Origin of the sequence: Cupriavidus numazuensis (assembly GCF_905397435.1) — a bacterium.
GTDB classification, from domain to species: Bacteria; Pseudomonadota; Gammaproteobacteria; order Burkholderiales; family Burkholderiaceae; genus Cupriavidus; species Cupriavidus numazuensis.
In genome coordinates this window covers 1-21,483 of the sequence record NZ_CAJPVI010000045.1, presented here as the reverse complement: position 1 = coordinate 21,483, position 21,483 = coordinate 1, and the positions used below count along the sequence as shown (strand labels likewise).

At 56.8% G+C, this 21,483-nt stretch carries 17 protein-coding genes and 1 pseudogene; 12 read left to right on the top strand and 6 right to left on the bottom strand.

Annotated features, from left to right (window positions below; translation table 11 throughout):
• Window positions 1-104 precede the first annotated feature (104 nt).
• The 5 genes from KHO41_RS29170 to KHO41_RS29150 all read left to right on the top strand — a co-directional run bounded on the left by KHO41_RS29170 (window position 105) and on the right by KHO41_RS29150 (window position 6,201).
• Window positions 105-863, top strand: a complete 759-nt coding sequence (locus KHO41_RS29170; protein ID WP_211956722.1) for an enoyl-CoA hydratase/isomerase family protein — start codon at window positions 105-107, stop codon at window positions 861-863.
• A gap of 1 nt (window position 864) precedes the next feature.
• On the top strand, window positions 865-2,097 hold the full coding sequence (locus KHO41_RS29165; RefSeq protein WP_211956721.1) for a CaiB/BaiF CoA transferase family protein: 1,233 nt from the start codon (window positions 865-867) through the stop codon (window positions 2,095-2,097).
• 83 nt (window positions 2,098-2,180) lie between these two features.
• The gene (locus KHO41_RS29160; protein ID WP_211956720.1) at window positions 2,181-3,290 is read left to right on the top strand and encodes an alkene reductase; all 1,110 of its coding nucleotides are present in this window, start codon (window positions 2,181-2,183) and stop codon (window positions 3,288-3,290) included.
• A gap of 491 nt (window positions 3,291-3,781) precedes the next feature.
• Window positions 3,782-4,780 carry a tripartite tricarboxylate transporter substrate binding protein gene (locus tag KHO41_RS29155; RefSeq protein WP_211956719.1) on the top strand — a complete coding sequence of 333 codons (999 nt, stop codon included), beginning with the start codon at window positions 3,782-3,784 and terminating at the stop codon, window positions 4,778-4,780.
• Window positions 4,781-5,295: 515 nt separating this feature from the next.
• Window positions 5,296-6,201, top strand: a complete 906-nt coding sequence (locus KHO41_RS29150) for a LysR family transcriptional regulator (protein ID WP_211956718.1) — start codon at window positions 5,296-5,298, stop codon at window positions 6,199-6,201.
• A 217-nt stretch (window positions 6,202-6,418) separates the two neighbouring features.
• Here KHO41_RS29150 and KHO41_RS29145 read toward each other — a convergent pair whose 3' ends face one another.
• Complete coding sequence (locus tag KHO41_RS29145) at window positions 6,419-7,405, bottom strand: IS5 family transposase (protein ID WP_211956717.1); 987 nt, start codon at window positions 7,403-7,405, stop codon at window positions 6,419-6,421.
• A gap of 669 nt (window positions 7,406-8,074) precedes the next feature.
• On the opposite strand from KHO41_RS29145, the gene KHO41_RS29140 reads away from it, so the two are divergent.
• The 5 genes from KHO41_RS29140 (at window position 8,075) to KHO41_RS29120 (ending at window position 13,223) form a co-directional block, all read left to right on the top strand.
• Entirely contained in the window at window positions 8,075-9,196 is a 1,122-nt protein-coding gene (locus tag KHO41_RS29140; protein ID WP_211956716.1) for a porin, read from the top strand.
• A gap of 63 nt (window positions 9,197-9,259) precedes the next feature.
• The gene (locus tag KHO41_RS29135) at window positions 9,260-10,267 is read left to right on the top strand and encodes a Bug family tripartite tricarboxylate transporter substrate binding protein (RefSeq protein WP_211956715.1); all 1,008 of its coding nucleotides are present in this window, start codon (window positions 9,260-9,262) and stop codon (window positions 10,265-10,267) included.
• A gap of 193 nt (window positions 10,268-10,460) precedes the next feature.
• A complete protein-coding gene (locus tag KHO41_RS29130) occupies window positions 10,461-10,967 on the top strand; it encodes a hypothetical protein (RefSeq protein ID WP_211956714.1) in 507 nt (168 codons plus the stop codon).
• 144 nt (window positions 10,968-11,111) lie between these two features.
• Complete coding sequence (locus tag KHO41_RS29125) at window positions 11,112-11,897, top strand: DUF169 domain-containing protein (protein ID WP_211956713.1); 786 nt, start codon at window positions 11,112-11,114, stop codon at window positions 11,895-11,897.
• Window positions 11,898-12,017: 120 nt separating this feature from the next.
• Entirely contained in the window at window positions 12,018-13,223 is a 1,206-nt protein-coding gene (locus tag KHO41_RS29120) for a MalY/PatB family protein (protein ID WP_244874084.1), read from the top strand.
• Window positions 13,224-13,332: 109 nt separating this feature from the next.
• On the opposite strand, the gene KHO41_RS41985 is transcribed toward KHO41_RS29120, so the two are convergent.
• Complete coding sequence (locus KHO41_RS41985; protein WP_376989798.1) at window positions 13,333-13,662, bottom strand: MerR family DNA-binding transcriptional regulator; 330 nt, start codon at window positions 13,660-13,662, stop codon at window positions 13,333-13,335.
• A 498-nt stretch (window positions 13,663-14,160) separates the two neighbouring features.
• On the opposite strand from KHO41_RS41985, the gene KHO41_RS29110 reads away from it, so the two are divergent.
• Window positions 14,161-15,144 (top strand): Bug family tripartite tricarboxylate transporter substrate binding protein, encoded by a 984-nt coding sequence (locus KHO41_RS29110; protein ID WP_211956711.1) that lies wholly within the window; start codon window positions 14,161-14,163, stop codon window positions 15,142-15,144.
• Between the two features lie 442 nt (window positions 15,145-15,586).
• Here KHO41_RS29110 and KHO41_RS29105 read toward each other — a convergent pair whose 3' ends face one another.
• The 4 genes and pseudogenes from KHO41_RS29105 to KHO41_RS29090 form a co-directional block, all read right to left on the bottom strand.
• Entirely contained in the window at window positions 15,587-17,380 is a 1,794-nt protein-coding gene (locus KHO41_RS29105; protein WP_211956710.1) for an acyl-CoA dehydrogenase, read from the bottom strand.
• 254 nt (window positions 17,381-17,634) lie between these two features.
• Window positions 17,635-17,748 (bottom strand): annotated as a pseudogene (locus KHO41_RS29100) (helix-turn-helix domain-containing protein); the annotation flags it as partial.
• A 110-nt stretch (window positions 17,749-17,858) separates the two neighbouring features.
• Window positions 17,859-18,146, bottom strand: a complete 288-nt coding sequence (locus KHO41_RS29095) for a putative quinol monooxygenase (protein ID WP_211956709.1) — start codon at window positions 18,144-18,146, stop codon at window positions 17,859-17,861.
• Window positions 18,147-18,172: 26 nt separating this feature from the next.
• A complete protein-coding gene (locus tag KHO41_RS29090; RefSeq protein ID WP_211956708.1) occupies window positions 18,173-20,176 on the bottom strand; it encodes an acetoacetate--CoA ligase in 2,004 nt (667 codons plus the stop codon).
• Window positions 20,177-21,118: 942 nt separating this feature from the next.
• Between KHO41_RS29090 and KHO41_RS29085 the strand changes: the two genes are divergently transcribed.
• Complete coding sequence (locus KHO41_RS29085) at window positions 21,119-21,376, top strand: hypothetical protein (protein WP_211956707.1); 258 nt, start codon at window positions 21,119-21,121, stop codon at window positions 21,374-21,376.
• The last annotated feature ends 107 nt before the right edge of the window (window positions 21,377-21,483 follow it).

The following is a 21,483-nucleotide window of genomic DNA, read 5'->3' as shown; positions in this document are numbered from 1 at the left end:
CGGTCCCACGACCGACTGGTTCTTTTTCCATGACCAAGCGCGCTCGACCATATGATGGCCCAAACATGGGCTGAAAATTCCCTTGTCTACCTGTAGAGGAATCCATGCCAGTAGTTGAATTCGTGAAAGACGGTAACGTCGGCATCGTGACGCTTGCCAAGCCTCCCCACAACCTGATGGATCAGACGCTGATGTCGGAACTGATGGCCGCGTACGAACAGGCCGTTGAGGAGGGATGCCGCTCGATCCTCCTGCGCAGTTCTATGCGTCATTTCTGTGCCGGTGCTGACACAAACGCAGTCAATTCCGACCGGATGGATACCAAGCGTATGGAGACGGCCTGGAACGCACTCGAGAACGTTCCTCTTCCTACAGTAGCTGCGGTGCATGGCGCAGCGCTCGGTGGCGGCTTTGAACTGTCCCTGCTGTGCGATTTTATTGTTGCCGCGGATACAGCGTCATTCGGATTTGCAGAGGCCACGCTCGGCCTGCTTCCGCTCTTTGGCGGAATTCAACGTGTGACTGAGCGGGCGGGTGTCGCGCGAGCGAAGGAAATGGGGATGTTCGCGCGTCGACACGAGCCGCGTGCACTGGAACGCTGGGGGATTATCAACCTCGTCGTGGAAGAGAGCGACCTGAGCAGCGCGTCCCTGTCCTTTGCCCGGCAGCTCGCCGCCGGTCCGACGATTGCACTGGGTGGAATCAAGCGACTGGCCAACGTCACTGCTCGCCATGGTATTGCGGCGGCGGACGCCATCCAGGAGGAAGTGAACAGTGTGATGTGGGAGAGCCAGGACCAGAAGCGCGGCCTGACTGCATTCCTCGCTACCGGGCCGGGCACTGCCGTCTTCGAGGGGAATTGACATGAGTACCGCACCTCTCGCCGGCGTAAAAATCGTCGACTTTACCCGTGTTCTCTCGGGCCCTAGCTGCACCAAGGCGCTGGGTGATCTGGGCGCGGAAGTCATTAAGGTGGAGCCGCCCTCGGGCGATGTTGGGCGTGCAGGCGTACCGCACGTTGGGCCGATGTCGCTTTACTACGTGCAACAGAACGCAGGTAAGCGAGTAATCAGCCTCGACCTGAACTATTCCGAGGCACGCCAAGTAGCTATCGAACTGTGCCAGGATGCGGACGTCATTGTCGAAAACTTCAGGCCTGGAACCCTGAACCGTTTTGGGCTCGCGTATGAAGACGTCATCCAGTTCAATCCGAGGGTTGTGTATGTGTCGATTACTGGTTACGGTCAGACCGGGCCGTGGCGCAACCGACCTGCTTATGCCCCGACGGTTCATGCGGAGACGGGCTTGACCCATATGCTGGAGCAGCACTATGCGGGTGCAATGACAGAGTTGCGCAACGACGCTTGCAGTCACGCAGATGTGTACACCGGTCTGCAAGGGGTCATTGCGGTTTTGGCTGGTCTGCAACACCGGTCGAAAACCGGCGAAGGCCAGCATGTGGACGTCTCCATGGCTGCGACGATGCTCTCAGTCAATGAGCGCGCCGGTGCGCTGTTGTCGGGCATCGATGTAAACGACGAGCCATATGCACTTAGCGCTAACGAGTCGCCGATCATCGAATTGCCAGATGGCAGCCGCCTCACCCTGTCGGGCAGTCCTGTCTTCACGCCCACCTTCCGTCGCTATTGCTCAATGATGCGGCGTCCCGACTTGCTTCAGGACCCGCGCTATGCAAATGCGACCCTCCGCCGCGAGAACCTCGCAAGCCTAATGCAAGAAGTGCGAGCCTGGATCCTGACGTTCTCTGATCTCGAGTTGCTCCAGGCTCAAGTGAGCGAGGCGAGTCTTGCAATTGGCGTTGTACGTAGTGTCAACGATCTGGCGTCGTCGGAATGGGCGAAAGATTGGGGCGCAATCGTGGAAGTAGATGACCGCGCGGGCGGCAAGGTCCGCATGCCCGGCCGGCCTTGGCGATTCAGTCGTTCCGAGTTGCCTGCACCGGGAGTGCCGTACTTCCAAGGAGAGTGCAACGCCGAGATCATGGAAGAGATCGGTATTCACAAAGACGAAGTCGAAGAACTGAAGAAGCGCCGTATCTTGCTGAGCCGCCGCAGCCTGGTCGCCACTTTCGACTAACTTTCTTTTGAATTGGGGGGGCGGCATGACCCGTTTGATTGTTGCCTCCCAATCGGTCGGTTCAAACCACGGAGTAAAAATTCATGAGCGCACAAACTAACCTCGCCCCGGCCGATGCCTTGTTCCAGCGGGTCAAGCTTGGGAAATTGGACTTGGCCAACCGCATGGCTATGGCACCGATTACGCGTAGCCGGGCAGACGATGACCTCGTGCCTACCGACTTGATGGCTGAGTACTACGGCCAGCGTGCGAGCGTGGGTCTGATCATCGCCGAAGCTACACAAGTATCAATCACAGCACAAGGCTACAGCCATACGCCCGGCATTTACACCCCTGCGCAGATCGAGCTTTGGAAGAAGGTGACTGATGCGGTGCATGCACAGGGCGGCCGCATTTTTCTGCAGATCTGGCATACCGGTAGGAAGTCGCACACGCATTTCCAACCGAACAATCAAGCGCCAGTCGCTCCTTCGGCTATCGTCGCAAAGTCTCAAATCTACATCACGGGTTCGGGATTTCAGGATTGTTCACCCCCACGTGCTCTCGAAATCGATGAGATCACCGGCATCGTCGAAGACTTCCGACAGGCAGCGGCGAACGCCATTCTCGGGGGCTTCGATGGCGTGGAACTCCATGGCGCCCATGGCTACCTCCTTGACTCCTTCCTTCGCGATGGTACGAACAAACGTACAGACGCTTATGGCGGCAGTATCGAGAACCGTGCGCGCTTTCTCCTGGAAGTCGCCGCCGCAGTTGTCGACGAGATTGGGGCAGATCGAGTTGGTGTACGGCTGGCGCCAGTATCGCCTGTAAACGACGCGGTAGAGAGCAACCCGCAGCCGCTGTTCGAGCATGTCGTCCGTGAACTAGAAAAGCTGCATCCCGTGTATCTTCACATTGTTGAGGGCCATACAGGCGGTCCACGCGATAACGTACCGTTTGACTATGAGGCGTTGCGAAGCTTGTACAGCGGTGTCTGGATGGTGAACAACGGCTATACAAAGGAGATGGCGGAAGACGCCATCCGTACCGGTCGCGCTGACATGGTGTCGTTTGGTCGCATGATGATCACCAACCCAGATTTGCCGCGACGCTTCCGGGAAAACCACCCCCTCAACAAGCCCTTCGAGGACGCTCCGCCCTATGGCGGAACTGGGCGTCATGGCTACGTCGACTATCCATTCGTCGACTGACCTACAAATGCATTTGGTGGATGTCTGCTCACTGCCCTGAAACGATCGAAGGGGCGTTGGCGGCAGACGTCCACTACGGCAGCCGACAAGTTCCACTGCGATCTACTTGCCCCCGGCTGTCGTCGAGAAGAATCTTCCTTATTTTCGTGTTGAAATCGGATCGAGGACTAATACCGCTTATCGACAGGTATGAATCAAGAGATCCTCTGGCCAAACGCGGGGTTTTGGCCGTTTCGACTCCACGGGATTTGTTGATCCGTTTCCAAAAAATATGGAATCGCACTTCTGTTAAATAGATGGTAGAAATCTACCCCCATGAATAACGATTTTCATGTTCTACGGAGTCATCATTCATTGAAGGCTCCGAGTGGGACGGCTATAAAAAAGGAGATTTTAACGGATTATTCAGCGCAGTTATGAGCGATTCTCGCTCTATTAAAGCAAGCGCCCAAAACGAGGTGCAAAGATAGAAATCAATGAGGAGACGTAAAATGAAGAAGATTTCGTCAAAACGAACCCTTCGCGTTGTAGCCGGTGCGATGTTCGCATCTGCAACTGTTTTTCTGACTGCGACGCCGGCACTGGGGCAGGCCAACAAACCAATCGTGATGAAGGTTGCGTTCCCGGCCGGAGGCCCCACCGATACCTCCGCGCGTCGGATACAGGCACCGCTTCAAACCTTGCTAGGTCAGGCTGTGATTGTCGAGAACCAGCCCGGAGCGGGTGGCTCCATCGCTGCCGTCAGTGTAAAAAACGCGCCGGCCGATGGCGGAACTCTTCTGGCGGCTGCAGGCAATGATCTTATCCTTGCTCCGCTTGCGATCTCGCAGGCACGATATAAAGCGGAAGGGTTCAAACTCCTGGCTCCGCTCGGCGACTCCGACGTCGTCTTGGTTACAAGCAAAAAGCACAACTTTACAGGTATCGATGAGCTAATCGAGCATAGCCGTCGGGATCCAAAGGCTTTCAGTATTGGGACTTGGGGGTATGGTTCGTCGACCCACATTGTTGCGGCAGACTTTGGCGAAAAGATCGGCGTGCAGTATCTCACTGTGCCGTACAAGGGTGCGGCGCCACAGGTTCAGGCCTTGCTGAGTCAGGAGATCGACTTTGCGTTCTTGTCATTCTCTGGAAATGTGGCGGAGCTCATTCGTACGGGTAAGGTCCGAGTGATTGGGGTGGCGAGTCAGAAGCGAAATACGCACTTGCCAAACGTTCCAACCCTCAATGAGGGGAAGTATCTCAAAAACTTCTTCCACAACATTTGGGGAGGTATCTTCGTTCCCGCCAACGTACCCGACGCTGTGGCTATCAAGCTAAATAAGAGCATTACTGAGGTGACACAGCGCGATGACTTCAAGCGCTATCTCCACGATACAGCAGCTCTGCCACTTCAACCAATGACACTGTCGGAGGCTGCATCGTTCTATCAAAGTGAACTTGAGAAGGTTCAGAGGATTGCGCGAAATATTAATTTGGAACCCCAGTAAGCGGGCCTATTTTCTTACAAGAGAGTTTCCATGCGGGAATGAGTCGTCCCGTATGGAGACTGTCTGCAGAGCGACGCAATCTAGGGCAATACGGATATCAAACGATGTAAGCAGGAAGGTCCGTGTAGTGCGACGCCGGATGGGTGTGCCGCAGGCGGTCGACGTTGAGCCATCCGAGGACACAGCGCCTTTGTATGGCTATGAAGGTCAGCGTCCTAGATCGCTAGCTCCAGTCGACAATTGCATACGAGAGGCTGGCTCAATGTTACGTCCGCCTTTTGGACCCCGTAGCATTGGACGAAGCGATCTCACATGCCGGTCGATCTCGAGCCCAATGACTTTTCGGTTAATACGCCCGTAACGGGTCTATTGGGTTGGCAGAACTATGCGGGGAGAGCAATGCGACCACAGTGGATCTACGGATTCCGCCGGCAGCCTGAAACCCGGCAGACGGGGGTGTCGCTTACCCGTCGCGGGCGGCCAAACTGCCTGCGTCCCGCCCTCCGACCCGCAGCATGCTAAATATCAGCCATATCTACGCTTTCCTAGAATTGCTGGAGAAGCGCAATTTCCATGCAGCGGCCGAAGGTCTGCATCTGACGCAATCTGGCCTTTCACGAAGGATCAACGCCATAGAAGAGCGCGTGGACCAGCGCCTTTTCGAGCGAACGACCCGGCTGGTGCGTCCGACTCGGGCGGCACTCACGCTGGCGCGCCACTGGAGCGAAGCGCTCGCACACTACCAGGCGGGTCTGGCGGAAGTCAGTTCGCCGGACTTCGATCTCAGCGGACCATTCCAGCTCGGCGTCAGCTCGACTTCACGCTGGGGCGAGTGGGAGAACCTGAGCGACGAGTTCGCCAAGGCGTTTCCCAACGTAACAGTGCGCATCGAATACATGCCTTCCCAAGACGTCGCATTCTGCGTGCGCAATGGAGTCCTCGACCTGGGTTTCTGCAGCGGCCCCGTCTATGATGACAAGCTGGGCTTGATCCGGATCGAGCAGACCCGCTACTGCGCGCTGGTGTCGGAGCGGCATCCGCTTGCGGAGCGCCCGAAGCTGGAGCTGAAGGACCTGAACCACGTGGCGCTGAGCTTGGTGAGTGCGAAGACGTGGCCGCGCGTGCGCGATCAGCTTGATGAACGCCTTGCGAAGCAAGATGCGGACATCACTGTGGGATATGAGAGCAGTTTCCTGGAAATCGTGCTCAAACATATCATCGAGCACGATGGCATCGGCATCCATCCGCTTGGCAAAAATTTCGTGCTACCACGAGGCGTGAACCTGGTGGGCATTTCCGACCTCGACCTCGTACTGGAAAATGTCTGCATCTGGCGCAAATCCAACACGTCGCCGATCGTGCGCAGCATGATCAACCTGTTGCGACGAAAATACAGCGATGGACCGAGGCAGCCGGTCTAGGCGGCAACAACGAACGTCGCGCCTCCGGAACAGCGAGACTAAGCCCCTGCCGTTACTTTAAGCAAATCTGGACATTACCTAAGGAATCGCTGATCAATGAGGTTTGCGCTTGATGTTGCACAAGCCAAGGACTTCAGTTTTCGCAATGCGGGAGAGATTGATCGATTCAAGCCGTCTTTCTCGCGTTTCGCACCCTTCCCGGCCGCGCTTCGCGCGCTCAGGACGGCTTGCTCCCCTCTGAGGCCAACAACAGCTTCCTGGCGAACACCAGATTCGCCAGACCAAACAAGCTGAACAACTGCGCCGTGTTCTTGACCAGGCCCTTGTAGCGAACCTTGCGATGACCAAACAGATTCTTGATGACGTGGAACGGATGCTCTACCCGCGCCCGAATCTGGGCCTTGGCCCGCTCGACGGCGATCACCAAGTCCTTGACGGTTCCGTCACGCATCGCCTTGATCTTTCCGCGCTTGACTGCCACCTGCCATTTCACGGTCTTGCCTTGCATCTCCTCGCGCTTGTCCACGCCCGTGTAGCCCGCGTCGCCAAACGCATGCTCCTCGTGACCATGCAGCAACGCATGCGCCTGCGACACGTCCGACTCGTTGGCCGCTGTGCCCACGACGCTGTGTACCAGCCCAGAGGCAGCATCCACGCCGACATGGGCTTTCATACCAAAGTGCCAAGCATTACCTTTCTTGGCCTGGTGCATCTCCGGATCGCGGCTCTTCTGCTTGTTCTTGGTCGACGGTGGCGCCTCGATGATGGTGGCATCCACGATCGTGCCTTCCTTCATCATCAGTCCCCGCTCGCACAGCATGATGCCGATCTCGTCGAACAGCGTTCGCGTCAGTTCATGCTCGACGAGCAGGCGGCGAAACTTCAGCAGCGTGGTCGCGTCTGGCACCGCCTCGACTGCGAGGTCGATCCCGGCGAACGCCCGCATCGCCATGCTGTCGTACAGCGCGTCTTCCAGGGCCTCGTCAGACAGCCCGTACCACTGCTGGAGGAAATAAATGCGCAGCATTCGCTCCAGGCCGATCGGCGGCCGTCCACGTTTGCCCTTCGGGTAGTACGGCTGGACCGCCGCAATCAGGCGCGCCCACGGCACCACGCTTTCCATCTCCGTCAGGAAGCGCTGGCGGCGCGTCACACGCTTATTGCCGTGGCTTTCCGCTTCCGCAAAACTGATCTGTCGCTTCATCACAGGAGCTGAATCATGGACACCCTTCTGACAACGCGCTCGTCCAATGCCTCGATGACTCGCGCACTGATTTAATCAGCGATTCCCTAAGAGGCGCAAGGCGAACGGTCGTCCTTCCTGGAGGGCGAAGCCGGAGGGCTTCGGGCAACGGTGCTGACGCCTTGCCACGTGGATGCGCGACCGACTGCGAGCCATTGCTCGCGCACCAGACTCCTGTACGCGGTATGAACCTCGCCCCAGGCACCTTGTCGCGATCTGCGGTCTTTCCTTACAGGTAACCGCAGGACGTCATGGCATCCTCGCACGTTCAGACAACTCCTGTCCGCGGCGGGCAATCACATCCGCTGCGGCAGCATGCACGGTCCAACCTCGTCGTGCGGCGTACTTCACTGTCGCGATCTTCGACGTGTAGGCAGGATTGATCAAAATGAGTTCGACGCCAGCCCGGTGGCATTTGGCCCTTGCTCACACTCATGCCAGTTGCGCATCAATAATCTCCGTTCTGTCATTGGACTGGGGCGGGCCCGCCATGAAATAGTTTTGCCCTGCGGTCGCTCCGATGATTGTCCGCCTCTCAGCTCGCCCGCAAAAAACCCGGCCGAGGCAGCGCAAAGGCGCGACGTGTGGCCGCGCACAACCCATGACAAAAAGAATGAGGAAACACGAACGATGAGAGTCAAAGCCCTACCCGTCCTGATCGCGAGCCTGGCATTGTTTGCGCCCGCCACCCACGCCCAGACCAGTGTGGTCCTGTACGGTGCAATCGATAACAACATCGAATACGTCAGCAACCTAGGCACCCAGGCGCCGTCGGCTGCCAACGGTTTCAACGCTGGGCCCGGTGGCAACGCCGTCCGGCTGACTTCCGGCGCGCTGTCCGGCTCGCGCTTCGGCCTGCGTGGCACCGAAGACCTGGGCAGTGGCATGAAGGCCCTCTTCGTACTGGAAAATGGCTTCGGCAGCGATGACGGCAAGTTGCAACAAGGCGGCCGCATCTTTGGGCGGCAGGCGTATCTCGGTCTCGACCACGCTAGCTTTGGCCGGGTCACTTTCGGCCGACAGTACTCCACGATGTTCTCCGCCCTGGCCAACTTCTCGCCTACGGCATATGCCAGCCAGTACGAGCCGCTCGTGGCTCAGTTGGGGCTCGACGCACGCTCCGACAACACCGTCAAGTACAGCGGCACTTTCGGTCCGGTGGGCGCGATCGCACACTGGTCCTTTGGCACCGGCGTAACAGGCAACGGTGAGGTGCCGGGTCAGTTCCGCCGGGACACCGGCTACGGCACCGGCCTGACCTACGCTTCCGGGCCCGTCGGCGCTGCAGTAGTCTACAGCCAGTTCAATCCGACACTGAACGCCGCCGGCGCCACCGGCACGTTCAAAAAAGCCGCCGTGGCCGCCAGCTACGCCGTTGGTAACGCCAAGATTATGGGCGGCTATCGCTGGGGCCAGAACAAGGCACCGGACAGCAGCCTGCTCCTGCGCGACGACTACTACTGGGCCGGTCTGGTCTACCAGCTCAGCGCACCGCTGGCACTCACGGTCGCCTATTACTACGATGACGTGAAGAAACTGGCTGGCACCAATATCAAGAACCCTTGGCAAGTTCTCTTCGTGGCGGACTACAGCCTCAGCAAGCGTACTGACCTGTACCTCAGTACTGCCTACGTGCGCAACTCCGGCCTGAACTTCGACACCTCGGCCATCAGCTTCGCCAACGGCTATTTCCTTGGCGCCGGCAAGGACAACATGGTCGGCGTAGCCCTTGGTATCCGTCATATTTTCTGACGCCCGGACACGCTACACGCCAGCCGCCCCACACCGCCAATACCTTCATTGGAGTTCATTGCCATGAACGTCGTGCCTCACCGTACTGCCCGCCGCCGCTTCCTTCTGCTTGCGCCGCTGGCACTGTCATTGTCCGTCGGACTAGACTGCGCCCGCGCCGAATCCGACGCCGCATTCCCCTCCCGACCCATTCGCATCATCACACCGTTCCCGGCGGGTGGGTCCACCGACAACTTCCTCCGCCCAGTGGCCCTACGTGTCGGCAAGAAGCTCGGTCAGCCCGTGGTGATTGAGCCGCGCCCCGGCGGCAATACCATCATCGCGTCCAGTGCCGTGGCCAAGAGCGAACCCGACGGCTACACGCTGCTGATCGGCGTAAATACACTGCTCACCAACGCCGCGTTATACCGCAAGCTCGGTTACAACACCGCCAATGACTTTACGCCGGTCGCTTATCTCGGCCAGGACGGGTTCGCCATTGCCGTGAGCGGAAAACTGCCCGTGAGTAATCTCGCGGGCCTGATCGCGCTGGCCAAGGCGAAGCCGGGCAGCCTCACCTACGGCACCTCCACGACCGGTGGCAGCAACCACCTCGGCGCTGTGATGCTCGAACAAATGGCCGGCATCAAGCTGACCCAGGTGCCGTACAAGGGCGGCCCGACGCTGCTCAACGACCTGGGCTCAGGCATCATCGACTTGAATTTCGACAGCTACAACGCTTTCACTTCGTTGCTGCCGAGCGGCCGCGTCAAGATTATCGCCCAGACAGGAAGCAAGCGAAGCCCGAGTATGCCTGGTATCCCGCTGGTCTCCGAAACTCCCGGGATGGAGAAGTTCGCTGTGGGGTTCCACGTAGGCCTCTACGCGCCGACTGGCACGCCTAAACCGGTCTTGACCAAGCTCAACCAGGCCTTCCGGGAAGCCGTGTCCGAGGAGAGCAAGAGCAACTCAGCGGTCATCAACCTGGCCCCACTGGATCTCGATGTTGATGAATCTTCCCGCTTCTTCCATAAGGAATTGGCGTTCTGGGCAGATGCTGTGCGTCGCTCGGGCGTGACCATCGAGGAGTAACACGGTGTCACAGCAAGTTGGGAAGCACCCGTCGTATTTCGCCAAGCAACGCCCGACGCCGTCTGCACAGTCTTTGCGGCGGGCGGCGCTACGCTGACGTATTGGGTGTCGGAACAGCGTGCCAACCGCAGCGCACGTCCGTTGTGCAGCCTCGGCTTGCGCAACGGAGGCTCGCTGGTGTTCTGCTTGGACAATGACCAGTCCTTCCTTACAACTTGCACTGGCCGCCCAGCACGTCGGCGTCTACTTCACGCCAGTCTCCACTTGCAGCACGACGGAGGAACTGGCGCACTTCGCCACCGGCAGTGGCTCCGGCGTGCCGGCGCTCTCGGCCACCAAGGCTGAGGCACCACCAACTCTGGATGCCCTTATCGAGGACCGGGTACATCCCATGGCTTGCGGCGAAGACCTGGAGGGATACCCGAGTTGGGGCGCCGCTGCCGCGGTCTGCACGGACACGCCGCTGACCGACCCGATCAGCGGCGAAGTCCTGCTCCACTCCTCCCACTCTGCCGGCAAGCCCAAGGGCATCGTGCGACCAGCGGCGTCCAGCGAATTCAATGCTTTCGATCAGCGCCACGCACTGGCGATGAAGCCTGCCGTGTCCGGCACCCCAACGGCGACGTCGGTGAACAAGTCAAAGCAGTACACCACGCTGTCAGCCCGCGGGATTCGGGGCCTCTGCTGGTGCAGGCGTTAGCGCGCTGCTGTCGCGAGAAGCTATCGGCGAACAAGTGCAACACCCGACAGGTCCGCACCGTCATCCGTCAATCAGGACCCAAGCCTGAGTGAGGGGATACCAGTCGTTCCAACTATAGAAAAACCAAACTCACGAGAGTGACCCATGATCGAACTCGCAGACATCTCGTCGCAGCTAGAGGGGACTTTGAAGCTGAAATTCCCGGTAGTCGGCTTGAAGCTTCTTGAAGCCGCAGACGATCTGGACAAGATTGCACGGCTGCGGCGCCCGACCGCCGTTCATACAATGGACCAGATTGTTGCCCAGGCTACCCGACTCGGCTGGACTGTTGGTATTACCGCCGATGATCTCGTCGGAGACCAATGCCGCAACGTGGTAGGCCTCGGAACGCCTAGCGCAGAATGGTCCACGGGTAAGCACATGGCAGGTGTGTGGTTTGCTACCGTTGAAGATGCATCGCGGCACCAAGCGTCTATGCATTGTGTCCCTGCTGGGCGTTACCGAGCGTTGATTGCGGCTCCTTTAAGGAAATGGTCGGGTCAGCAGACCGACATCATGGGCGTACCGGACATCGCTCTCTTCTATGCAACTCCCGGTGCAATGATGTACTTCATTAATGGCCTGCAGTGGAAAGCCTACAAGCGCTTTGACTGGAGCGTTGTTGGCGAATCATCGTGTGCAGACGCCTGGGGACGCGCATTGTGCACAGAAGAGCCGAGCCTCTCTATCCCCTGCTTTGCGGAGCGCAGGTACGGCGGAGTGCTTGATGAAGAAATGCTCATGGCATTGAAGCCCGGAGATATCGTTAGAGCGATTGAGGGTATGAAAGCGCTAGGGGAAAACGGGCTTCGTTACCCGTTCCCTGCCTATGGTATCCAAATGGACGTCCGAGCAGGAATGAGCGCCAGCTATCCAGGCAACGCGCGCTGAGCGGCCAACGCACATTCGTTGTGATCCGCCTGATCACACAGACACTTAAGACTCGAGCTCCCAGTTGCTACGTCGCTCTCGGCAGCTGAAGGATTTTCCCTGGGGAGATAAGGAAAAACGATGCACACCCATCAAAATACGCTGTTTGATTTCGATGAAATCATTGACAGGCGCAATACAAACTCTGCCAAGTGGGTAGCCGGTAAGCTGCGTCTGACCCCGGAACAGGTCGCAGCCGATCCGCTGCCGATGTGGCTTGCCGACATGGACTTTCGAGTTGCTGAGCCGATTGCTAAAGCGTTGCATCGCGCGATCGAAACGGGCGCGCTCGGATACGGTATTACGCCGGACGCCTATCTCGAGGCAGTCGTCGACTGGCAAGCCCGACGCTTTGGATGGCACGCAAAGCCAGAATGGCTCACGCGGTCCCCGGGAGTCGTCAGTGCGCTCAGCATGGTCGTCCAGGCGTTCACGCAACCTGGCGATCATGTGCTGATCCAGACGCCTGTTTATATTCATTTCCATCACGATGTGATCATCAACGGCAGGCGCGTCGCAAGAGCCCCACTCAGTCTCGACGAGACCGGCGTGTACCGGTTCGACCCCGAGGTCTTCGAAGCAGCCATTGTTCCAGGCACGAAATTGTTCATCCTCTGCAATCCGCATAACCCCACCGGCAATGTGTGGACACGAGATGAGCTGATGACGATGGCATCGATATGCGAGCGCCACGGCATTCTGGTTGTGTCCGACGAGGTCCATCAGGACCTGGTATTCGGAGATGGGCAACAGCACATCCCTTTCCCAAAGCTGGATCATGCTGCGGCCGAGAATTCGATCGTCTGCACCGCACCGAGCAAGACATTCAATATCGCGGGCCTGCAGTGCGCAAACATCTTCATCCCTAACGCTCGACTGCGTCAGGCATATCAAGCGCAGTGTGAAAGGAACGGCGTGTCGATTTCAAATACCATGGGCACCGCCGCCGGCGAGGCCGCATACCGATACGGCGAATCGTGGGTCGATGCCATGCTGGCTTATGTGAGCGACAATCACCGACACTTTGCAACGCAGGTTGAGAAGCTCGGCCTGCCGGTGAAAGTCACTCCAACGAATGCGCTGTACCTCGCGTGGATGGACTTCCGCAAGCTCAACATGCGCCCAGCGGATCTGCACGATTTCTTGCTGCGCAGCGGGCGCCTTTGGCTCGACTACGGACCAAAGTTCGGGCCCGAAGGCGAGGGATTCATGCGCATCAATTTGGCTTGCCCGCGTAGTGTTGTGGACGAAAGTCTGCGCCGGCTCGCGAATGTATTGCCGCGCTGAAGACGGCATTCCCGAACCTGCTTCCTGCACTGGATTCTATCCGTGCGCTCTGCAGGCCGTGTAGCAATAAGACGGCACCGGCGGGACTATCGGTCACCGCGCAGCGTTGCTACCACCTCTCGTGGAGGTGCTGCGCCGTCATTTCATGGCCGCATCGAAGCTGCACGCCGGCGATATGGCAGTCCCCATGCTTGCGCCGCAGTGCGCTCTGGTCATGAGACGAGACGCTGGCGTAGCAAATGGTCTTGCCGGCCGCAGACATCTGTGCCCGGCAAGCGGTTGGGACTGCCTCCGACGCATAGCGCCGATTGCCGCCCACGGTGCGCAGAGCAGGCAGCAGGCGGCCCTGGCAATGCCAATGCCGCAATGTGGCGGCGGCCACGCCGAGCGCAGCTGCCGCTTCATCGATTGATGGAAGTTTTGTTCCCGGTTTGATCATAACCGGGTATAGGCATGCGTTTTCAAACGCGCAAGATCAGGTTTGCGCAGCCTATCCACGACAGCTAGATACCCCTGCTGCGTTCCTTTTCGTCACTTCCATATTCTGATTCGGCTTGAGGCCTCCCAGATTGCATTGCGCATATGGATGCGCAAATAGCTTCGTTTGCCGGGTACTGTAGTAGCGGTACCCTAGCAGCCAATAATTGGTGCACGACACTTTGCTAGAGCTATAAGCCACATTACTCCCCGCACACCCCAATTCGGGCGACGCGGGGCCGCCGCCTTGTCGTCGAAACGGCAAAAATCAGATCGCGCGCTTATATAGCGCCATCAACGGCTAACGACTCACTTTCAAAGGGCCGTCAGTGACGGTGTGCACTAACCTCCTGTTCACAAAACTTTTCAAGATCGCCACAAACCAAGAAGTTACAAAGTGTAATTATCTCTATTACCGCTCATTGCATCATCACAACTTCAGAATGAATAGTAACTTCTTATGAACATCAATTATTCTCGTCGGAGATTTTGCGAAGCACTAGCGGTCACAACAGCGTCGCTAACGCTTCCATCCGCTCGCGCGGCAAAATTCCCTGAAAGGCCTATTAGAATCATTATTGGCTACGCTGCAGGAGGCGCGTCCGACTCCATTTCGAGAGAGTTCGCCGCGCGTCTGGCCCGCGAAATCGGGCAGTCTGTCGTAATTGATAATAAACCCGGGGCGGGACAGATCGTCTCGATGGTATCGGCGCTAAATAGTCCTCCCGACGGCTACACCCTTGTCGCAGGGAATCCTGGAAGTCATTCGATAAGCCCAAATCTTTATAAAAACCTGCCGTATGACCCTAGGCAATTCATTCCTGTATCACCTATTACTGCACAAGCCAATATTCTCGTATCTCTGCCGTCGTTCCAGGCATCGTCATTTTCTGAGCTTGTGAAGATATCGAGGAGTCGCAGACAGTCGCTGAATTACGCTTCGCTTGGAATCGGATCGGCCGCCCATCTCGCCATGGAGATGTTCAAGAGGAAAAGCGGCATTGAGGTACAGCACATTCCGTACAAGGGAGACTCGCCCCCCCTGCTCGCAATCAAATCCGGAGAGGTCGACTTGGGAGTGATCACGACCATCAGTGCGCTCCCGCGGATACGGGACGGTGAACTGAAGGGCCTGGGAGTATTCCAGAACAAGCCTGACCCGTATCTCCCTACCGTGCAAACCACCGCCCAGGCCGGGTATCCTGAGATTGACTTGCCTACATGGGCAGGTATCTTTGCCCCTCCAAAAACCCCGAAAGCTGTCGTCGATTACCTGCAAACCGCATCTCGCCGAGTGGTTGAGTCGCCTGAGTTTGCAACCTTTGCAGCATCGCGCGCCAGCCAGCCTCTTACGCTAGACTCCGGGGCATTTGCCTCGATGATCCAGAATCAGTCCCTTCAAATGCAGGAAATTATTCGAGCTATCAATCTTAAGCCGGAGTAGAGGCCGCCATCCCGAGCCGCGCACTGTGTTGGTAACTCGACGTCCAATTTTGAAAGTGTGCACAGCCAATTCGATCCCCCCTGCGGAAGCAAAAACCACACGCTCATTCTGATCGACGGTCGATCGAGAAGCTTCCTGACCGAAGTGGCGGGAGCGACGCGAACTATCTTTCATCCGCCTATGCTTTCCAAGATCGATCGCCCCCCCTAACTCTGTAGGCGCAACGCGGTTTGAATTATCGAGCGGGCGGCAAGGAATGGCATGCGCCGCTCCAGATGGCTGCGTATGCCCAGTGTGCGCCGGCGATCGTTAGGTGCCCAGCCGTATCGGTCCTGGCGCCTAGTCAAAGTTATCGCAAAACGTTCTGCCCCCATCGCGATGTGCGAAGCGTCGTCGTTCGAACGCACCATCGAGAATGGAAAGTGAATTTGGCTGCTTACTCTCAGAACTGCGTGTCGCTAAGGGTAAGATATCCGTCAGTGCCGCTAGCGGAGGTGATCGCCGCTTCGATTCCCGGCGCGCGTACGAGGATCTGGTTGGCAAAGAAATCAGCGGTGGCGATTTTTGCGCTGTAGAAATCCGGATCTTCGTCATGCTTCTCGATAGCGACGAGAAGCGACCGCGCCATCTGCCAACCGGTCAATACGATACCTGCCAACTTCAGATAAGCCACACTTACCCCGAACACCGCGTTGGCATCGGTGCGTGCGTTATTAACGACGAAATCCACCACTGAGGCCAGTGCGGTGTGCCCCGCGCTCAAGCGTGCGTACATCACGCTACATACCGGCTGCGCACCACGCATTGCCAGCGCAGCGAGCATATCGTCGATCTGGCTAAGGATCGCCCGTGCCGCCGCACCACCATCGCGTACAGTTTTACGGCCAACCAGGTCGTTTGCCTGGATGGCGGTGGTACCCTCATAGATGGGAAGGATTCGGGCATCTCGATAGTGCTGCGCCGCTCCTGTTTCCTCGATAAAGCCCATACCACCGTGAATCTGCACACCAAGGCTGGTCACTTCCACTGACATCTCCGTGCTCCATCCCTTAATGATAGGCACTAGGTATTCATAGGCGGCAGTATATTGGGCACGTGTTTCGTCCTCGGCTGCGGCATGCGCAATATCTGAGTAGCTGGCCGCCACCAACGCCAGAGCCCGCGCTCCTTCCGTCAGCGCGCGCATCTCGGTCAGCATCCGACGTACGTCGGGATGGCGGATGATAGGCACAGCCTCTTTTACCGAGCCATCCACCGGACGACTTTGGATGCGCTCCTTCGCGTAGGCTGCGGCCTGCTGGTAGGCCCGCTCGGAGACCGCAATGCCCTGCACCCCCACCGCGAAGCGCGCTGAGTTCATCATGATGAACATGTACTCCAGACCACGGCTCTCTTCGCCGACCAGATAGCCCACTGCGCCGCCGTTGTCCCCGAACTGCAATACGGCAGTGGGACTGGCCTTGATACCAAGCTTGTGCTCGATTGACACGCACTCGACATCGTTGCGCGCACCAAGAGAGCCATCGCTGTTGACCAGAAATTTGGGTACGAGGAACAGCGAGATTCCTTTCACGCCATCCGGAGCCCCAGGCGTACGCGCGAGCACCAAGTGCACAATGTTTTCCGCCATGTCGTGCTCCCCATACGTGATGAAGATCTTGGTGCCCGACACCTTGTAGCTATTATCCGCTTGGCGCTCAGCGCGCGTGCGTACAAGCGCCAGGTCGGATCCTGCCTGGGGCTCGGTCAAGTTCATCGTCCCGGTCCACTCGCCGGCGATTAAGCGCGGCAGGTAACGCTGCTTGAGCTCGTCAGAACCCGCGGTGAGTAGCGCCTCAATGGCACCATCGGTCAGCAACCCACATAGGCCAAAGGACATATTGGCAGCATGCAACATTTCGGTGCACGGCGTACCAATAAGCTTGGGCAGGCCTTGGCCGCCAAATTGAGTCGGATGGACGATACCTTGCCAACCACCTTCACCGAATTGGCGGAATGCATCTCGGAAACCCGCCGTAGTCCTTACCTCACCGTCATGCCAGCTGCTGGGTGCCTTGTCCCCAACGACGTTCAGCGGCGCAACCACCTCGCTGTGGAACTTCGCAGCTTCATGGAGAACAGCCTCGACCGTCTCAAGGGTGGCATCTTCGAAGCCAGGAAGCGTTGAAATCCTTGCCAGTCCGGCCAAATTCTGCATGGCGAACAGCATGTCTTTTGTTGGGGCGGTATAGCTCATTTTTTCCTTTGAAACCAGGAATGCGGTGCACTGGCGCATCGGCCCTGTGTTGCGACGTTAATTAAGGAATCGTAAGGTACGATGGAGAATAAATGATTACCAAAATCTGCCCATTTACTGACGAATCCCGCCACAATGACAAGCAAGTACACTTCACTCGACCGCGTATCTGTGTGAAAGTCGACAGAGCAAAACCATCCTGCCGCGTAGGAGAAGCCTGTTGGCTTCACACTCAGCCGCAAGTCGCGATCGAATCAGATGATTCGGCGATGGGTATTTGGCGTGCTGCCGGTCCAGTGGCGGAACGCACGATGGAACGCCGTAGGGTTGTCAAAGCCGACGTCGTATGCGATGTCGGCAATGGGGTCTGCCGTGTCAAGTGAGCAAGACAACAAAGTCGATTTGAGTAGCGGGCACCCAGAACTCGCAATTTTGTCGGTTATGGGTACCTGCCCTTCATCCCAGGAGAGGAATAACCCTAGGAGTGAAGACGCTCAACGATCGAAACATCAATATCTCTATCGAGCAGCGTCTTGATAGCTTCTCGGTACGCAATATAGTGGTCGCTATTGCGATGTGCGTCGATGGCTTCATCATCCTCATAAGCCTCTACGAGGTAGAACTCTGCCCCGTTCAACTTCTTGTAGAGTTCGTAGCGGTGACAGCCTTCTTCATTGGTCACGGGTTTTATCATAGAGCGAAGAATTCGCTCTACCTCGTTCTCACTCCCTGACTTTGGAGTAAATTTTACGATTACTTCAATCATTTTTTCTCACAAAAGATCGGCCGTTATTAAACTTTAAACTTGACGAATTCGTCGATTGCCCTCGGGTCCTTCATTGCATCAACGCTAGCAACTTTGGAAACCGGCTCACCTTGTAGAATTCGCCGAACTGGCACCTCCATCTTCTTGCCGGAGAGCGTGTATGGAATTGCTTGAACCGGGTGAATCACGTCCGGAACGTGACGGGGGCTACAATTGGACCGCAATGCCGCCTTAATCGCGTTCACGAGGTATTGGTCGAAAATCCAGCCGGGCATCAGGGCAATAAACAACTCCATCGTGTAATGGCCAGGCGATCGCTCCAATGCAACGACAAGGCTGTCACGTACACCATCGACTTTTTCCACGCAGCGGTATATTTCCGCAGTGCCAATCCGAACTCCGTGACGGTTCAGAGTGGAGTCAGAGCGTCCAAGGATGTTCGACGATAGATCAGAACTGATCTGTATGAAGTCACCATGCCTCCAAACGCCTGGGATATCCTTAAAGTATGCGCTAACATAGCGGTCCCGACGTTCATCATTCCAGAATCCTAATGGCATGCAAGGCGCAGGCGACGCGATCACGAGTTCCCCAACCTCGTCAACAACTGAACGGTTCTCTGAATCGAAGGCGTGGACATCGATTCCTAGAATCGGACATTGGATGCGACCAGCTCGCACCGGAAGCGTCGGAAGTGCACCGACAATTGCTCCACAAATGTCAGTGCCTCCGGACGAAGAACCAACCCAAAGATCGGACTTCACATTGTCATGGAACCATGCAAAGTGCTCAGGTTGGGCGGGCGAACCCGAGAGAAGAATCAACTCGAGCGCAGACAAATCAAATTCGTCCTTGGGACGTACACTCATTTGGTCCATGACCTGAATGTAGGTGGGGCTAGCGCCGAAAACCGTAGCCCGCGTCTCGCTTGCCAAGCGCCAAAGCGCGGCTCCGCTGGGGTAAGTCGGACTCCCGTCGTAGGTGATAATGCTGGAACCACACAACAACGCACTTACGACCGAGTTAAACATCATCCAGCCCGTTGTCGTGTAGAAAAACAAGCGGGATTCGGTAGAAAGATTCAAATGTAGGTTGTTTACTACGTAATGCGACACAAGCATGCCAACATGGCTATGCATAATGGCCTTCGGAAGACCAGTTGTCCCAGAGGAGTACAAAACCCACAGTGGGTGATCGTGCGGAACTCGTTCAAAGACAAACTCGTTCTCCCCCACTGGCTCACCTTGCATAAGTTCGTCAAAGGTGCGACGACTTGGCTTGCCTTGCGTATTAGGGGAACCAACATTCAGATTCAGCTGCGGCACCAACACGACTTGTTCGAGAGACGGCAGCGCCTTAATGATCTCTTCGACCGCTTGTCGACGGTCATGCTGATTGCCGTTAAAGCGATATCCGTCAGCCACAAAGATGAGCTTTGGGGCAATTTGTGCGAGCCGATCGACAACGGCGCCAGTGCCGAATTCTGGCGCAGTTGAAGACCAGATAGCGCCAATAGCGACTGTAGCAAGAAGGGCAATGACAGCTTCAGGTGAATTCGGCAAATAGGCCGCCACGCGGTCACCGGAGCCGATACCCATGCTCCGCATCGAACTTGCAAGCTTCCGAACATTTGACGCCAGCTCGAACCAAGTCATGCTGGTGATGTCGCCACCTTCCTTAAGCCCCAAAATGGCTGGCTCGTCGCCTCCGTGCTTTGCAGCCCTCAAGACATGCTCAGCGTAGTTGACTTTTGCACCCTCAAACCATGCGGCACGAGAAATTTCGCCCTGGACTACTGCAGTGTACGGCGTATCTGAGATGATTTCGAAATATCGCCAAATGGAGTCCCAAAACTCGCCATTTTTATCTACCGACCATGCGTGGAGGTCAGAATAGCTGTCAAATGACTTGTCATATTCGCTGCGCAGCCAGTGGATATAGTGAGTGATCTGTGCACCCTCCACCATATCCGCCGACGGCTGCCAAAGAATGTCACCTTCGTTCACAGCTTTGATTGTTTCGGTACTCATTTCAAAGATTCCTCGAAGTAATTTGTCAATTTGCTTGCTTTAGCAATTGGAGAGATACTGGCGGAAAGATGCGGGCTGTGCAGCACCTGATGCAGAACATTACGACGGAATGTTCTGCCGATTCGCCCGAAAGCGGTCTCGTTTCTTGGCCGATGCAAATGTGTGAATCGAGCCGACCGCGGACTTTCATTGTTCGGACGAAACCATTATTGAAGATTTATGTCCGCGAGAGGACTGTGCGAGCGGCTCTGCAAAACCAGCGTGGCCGCTGATGTCCGAATCGATTCTTCGGCTTAAGAGTGTGTGCCGCCTGATCGTAGGGCTGCGCGTTGACACACGTCTCAGTGCCGGCCAGTACCAAGACGGGAACAACTACCGCTCGAGGAAAGAAGAAGGTAACCATGTTGCGCCCCCATTCAGCGCCTCTTTAGACACTTTTTATATACGTCAATTGCTACTTTGTTGGTCTCAATAGTGGTCCGAAGTAGCGAGTCAATAAAGGTGAAGTTCGGCCAAGGGGGAGGTCTTTTTGCGCCAAACGACCTGCTCGGCGGGTCGGGGTCAGAAAAGAATCGCAACACAAGACGTCACGGCGTCTTGATCTCCATAGCGTCGGGCAGGCATTTTCGTGCTCAGTCGTCTGCCATCCACCTCACCATTGGACAGTCGATTCCACGAATCTATAGCTCTTCGCGGAAGCTGCGATTCCTACAGCCATATCCCCCAGTGAGCGCGTCTGCACCTTCCCTACACATGAGTCGGCCGACTCCTCGCACGGATAAAATCAACGCAGCCAGATATCACTTTGGTATCGGTGATTAATTGTCTATGACCTAGTCCTTCCAGTGGAACGAATGTCGACTGAGGCCATGCGCTATAGAGCGCTTCAGATGCCCTAAACGGAACTACACGGTCCGCCCTACCATGCAGAATGAGACCTGGATGAAGAAGGCCCTGGGTAAGGGATGGCAAGTCAGCATCCAGCACCGATTGCTTAGTAAAATCTTGAATCCATTCAAAATATCGTCTCCTAACGTCAAAGGTCGCACCTACAGCAGCCAACTGGTTGTAAGCCACAGCGAACATCGAAGAGGGACCTGCCAGGTGCACGCTCGCGTTAACGCGCAAGCCATCGCGGAAGGCAATCAAGCTCGCAGCGGAACCAAGGCTATGGCCTACCACTGCATGGACGTTTCCTAGGGCCTGTTCACACTAATTTGATTTAGTTGTATGCTTCGGTGATGGAAATCACCGAAGCCCAATATCGACAGATTGAACACTGCTTGCCTCGCCAGCGTGGCAACGTG

Coding starts and splice junctions, on each gene's coding strand:
- KHO41_RS29095 (WP_211956709.1), bottom strand. CDS start 18,146: ATGATTGAAGTAATCGTAAAATTTACTCCAAAGTCAGGGAGTGAGAAC.
- KHO41_RS41985 (WP_376989798.1), bottom strand. CDS start 13,662: ATGATCAAACCGGGAACAAAACTTCCATCAATCGATGAAGCGGCAGCT.
- KHO41_RS29120 (WP_244874084.1), top strand. CDS start 12,018: ATGCACACCCATCAAAATACGCTGTTTGATTTCGATGAAATCATTGAC.
- KHO41_RS29170 (WP_211956722.1), top strand. CDS start 105: ATGCCAGTAGTTGAATTCGTGAAAGACGGTAACGTCGGCATCGTGACG.
- KHO41_RS29130 (WP_211956714.1), top strand. CDS start 10,461: ATGACCAGTCCTTCCTTACAACTTGCACTGGCCGCCCAGCACGTCGGC.
- KHO41_RS29145 (WP_211956717.1), bottom strand. CDS start 7,405: ATGAAGCGACAGATCAGTTTTGCGGAAGCGGAAAGCCACGGCAATAAG.
- KHO41_RS29155 (WP_211956719.1), top strand. CDS start 3,782: ATGAAGAAGATTTCGTCAAAACGAACCCTTCGCGTTGTAGCCGGTGCG.
- KHO41_RS29160 (WP_211956720.1), top strand. CDS start 2,181: ATGAGCGCACAAACTAACCTCGCCCCGGCCGATGCCTTGTTCCAGCGG.
- KHO41_RS29085 (WP_211956707.1), top strand. CDS start 21,119: ATGAAGAAGGCCCTGGGTAAGGGATGGCAAGTCAGCATCCAGCACCGA.
- KHO41_RS29135 (WP_211956715.1), top strand. CDS start 9,260: ATGAACGTCGTGCCTCACCGTACTGCCCGCCGCCGCTTCCTTCTGCTT.
- KHO41_RS29150 (WP_211956718.1), top strand. CDS start 5,296: ATGCTAAATATCAGCCATATCTACGCTTTCCTAGAATTGCTGGAGAAG.
- KHO41_RS29165 (WP_211956721.1), top strand. CDS start 865: ATGAGTACCGCACCTCTCGCCGGCGTAAAAATCGTCGACTTTACCCGT.
- KHO41_RS29125 (WP_211956713.1), top strand. CDS start 11,112: ATGATCGAACTCGCAGACATCTCGTCGCAGCTAGAGGGGACTTTGAAG.
- KHO41_RS29105 (WP_211956710.1), bottom strand. CDS start 17,380: ATGAGCTATACCGCCCCAACAAAAGACATGCTGTTCGCCATGCAGAAT.
- KHO41_RS29110 (WP_211956711.1), top strand. CDS start 14,161: ATGAACATCAATTATTCTCGTCGGAGATTTTGCGAAGCACTAGCGGTC.
- KHO41_RS29140 (WP_211956716.1), top strand. CDS start 8,075: ATGAGAGTCAAAGCCCTACCCGTCCTGATCGCGAGCCTGGCATTGTTT.
- KHO41_RS29090 (WP_211956708.1), bottom strand. CDS start 20,176: ATGAGTACCGAAACAATCAAAGCTGTGAACGAAGGTGACATTCTTTGG.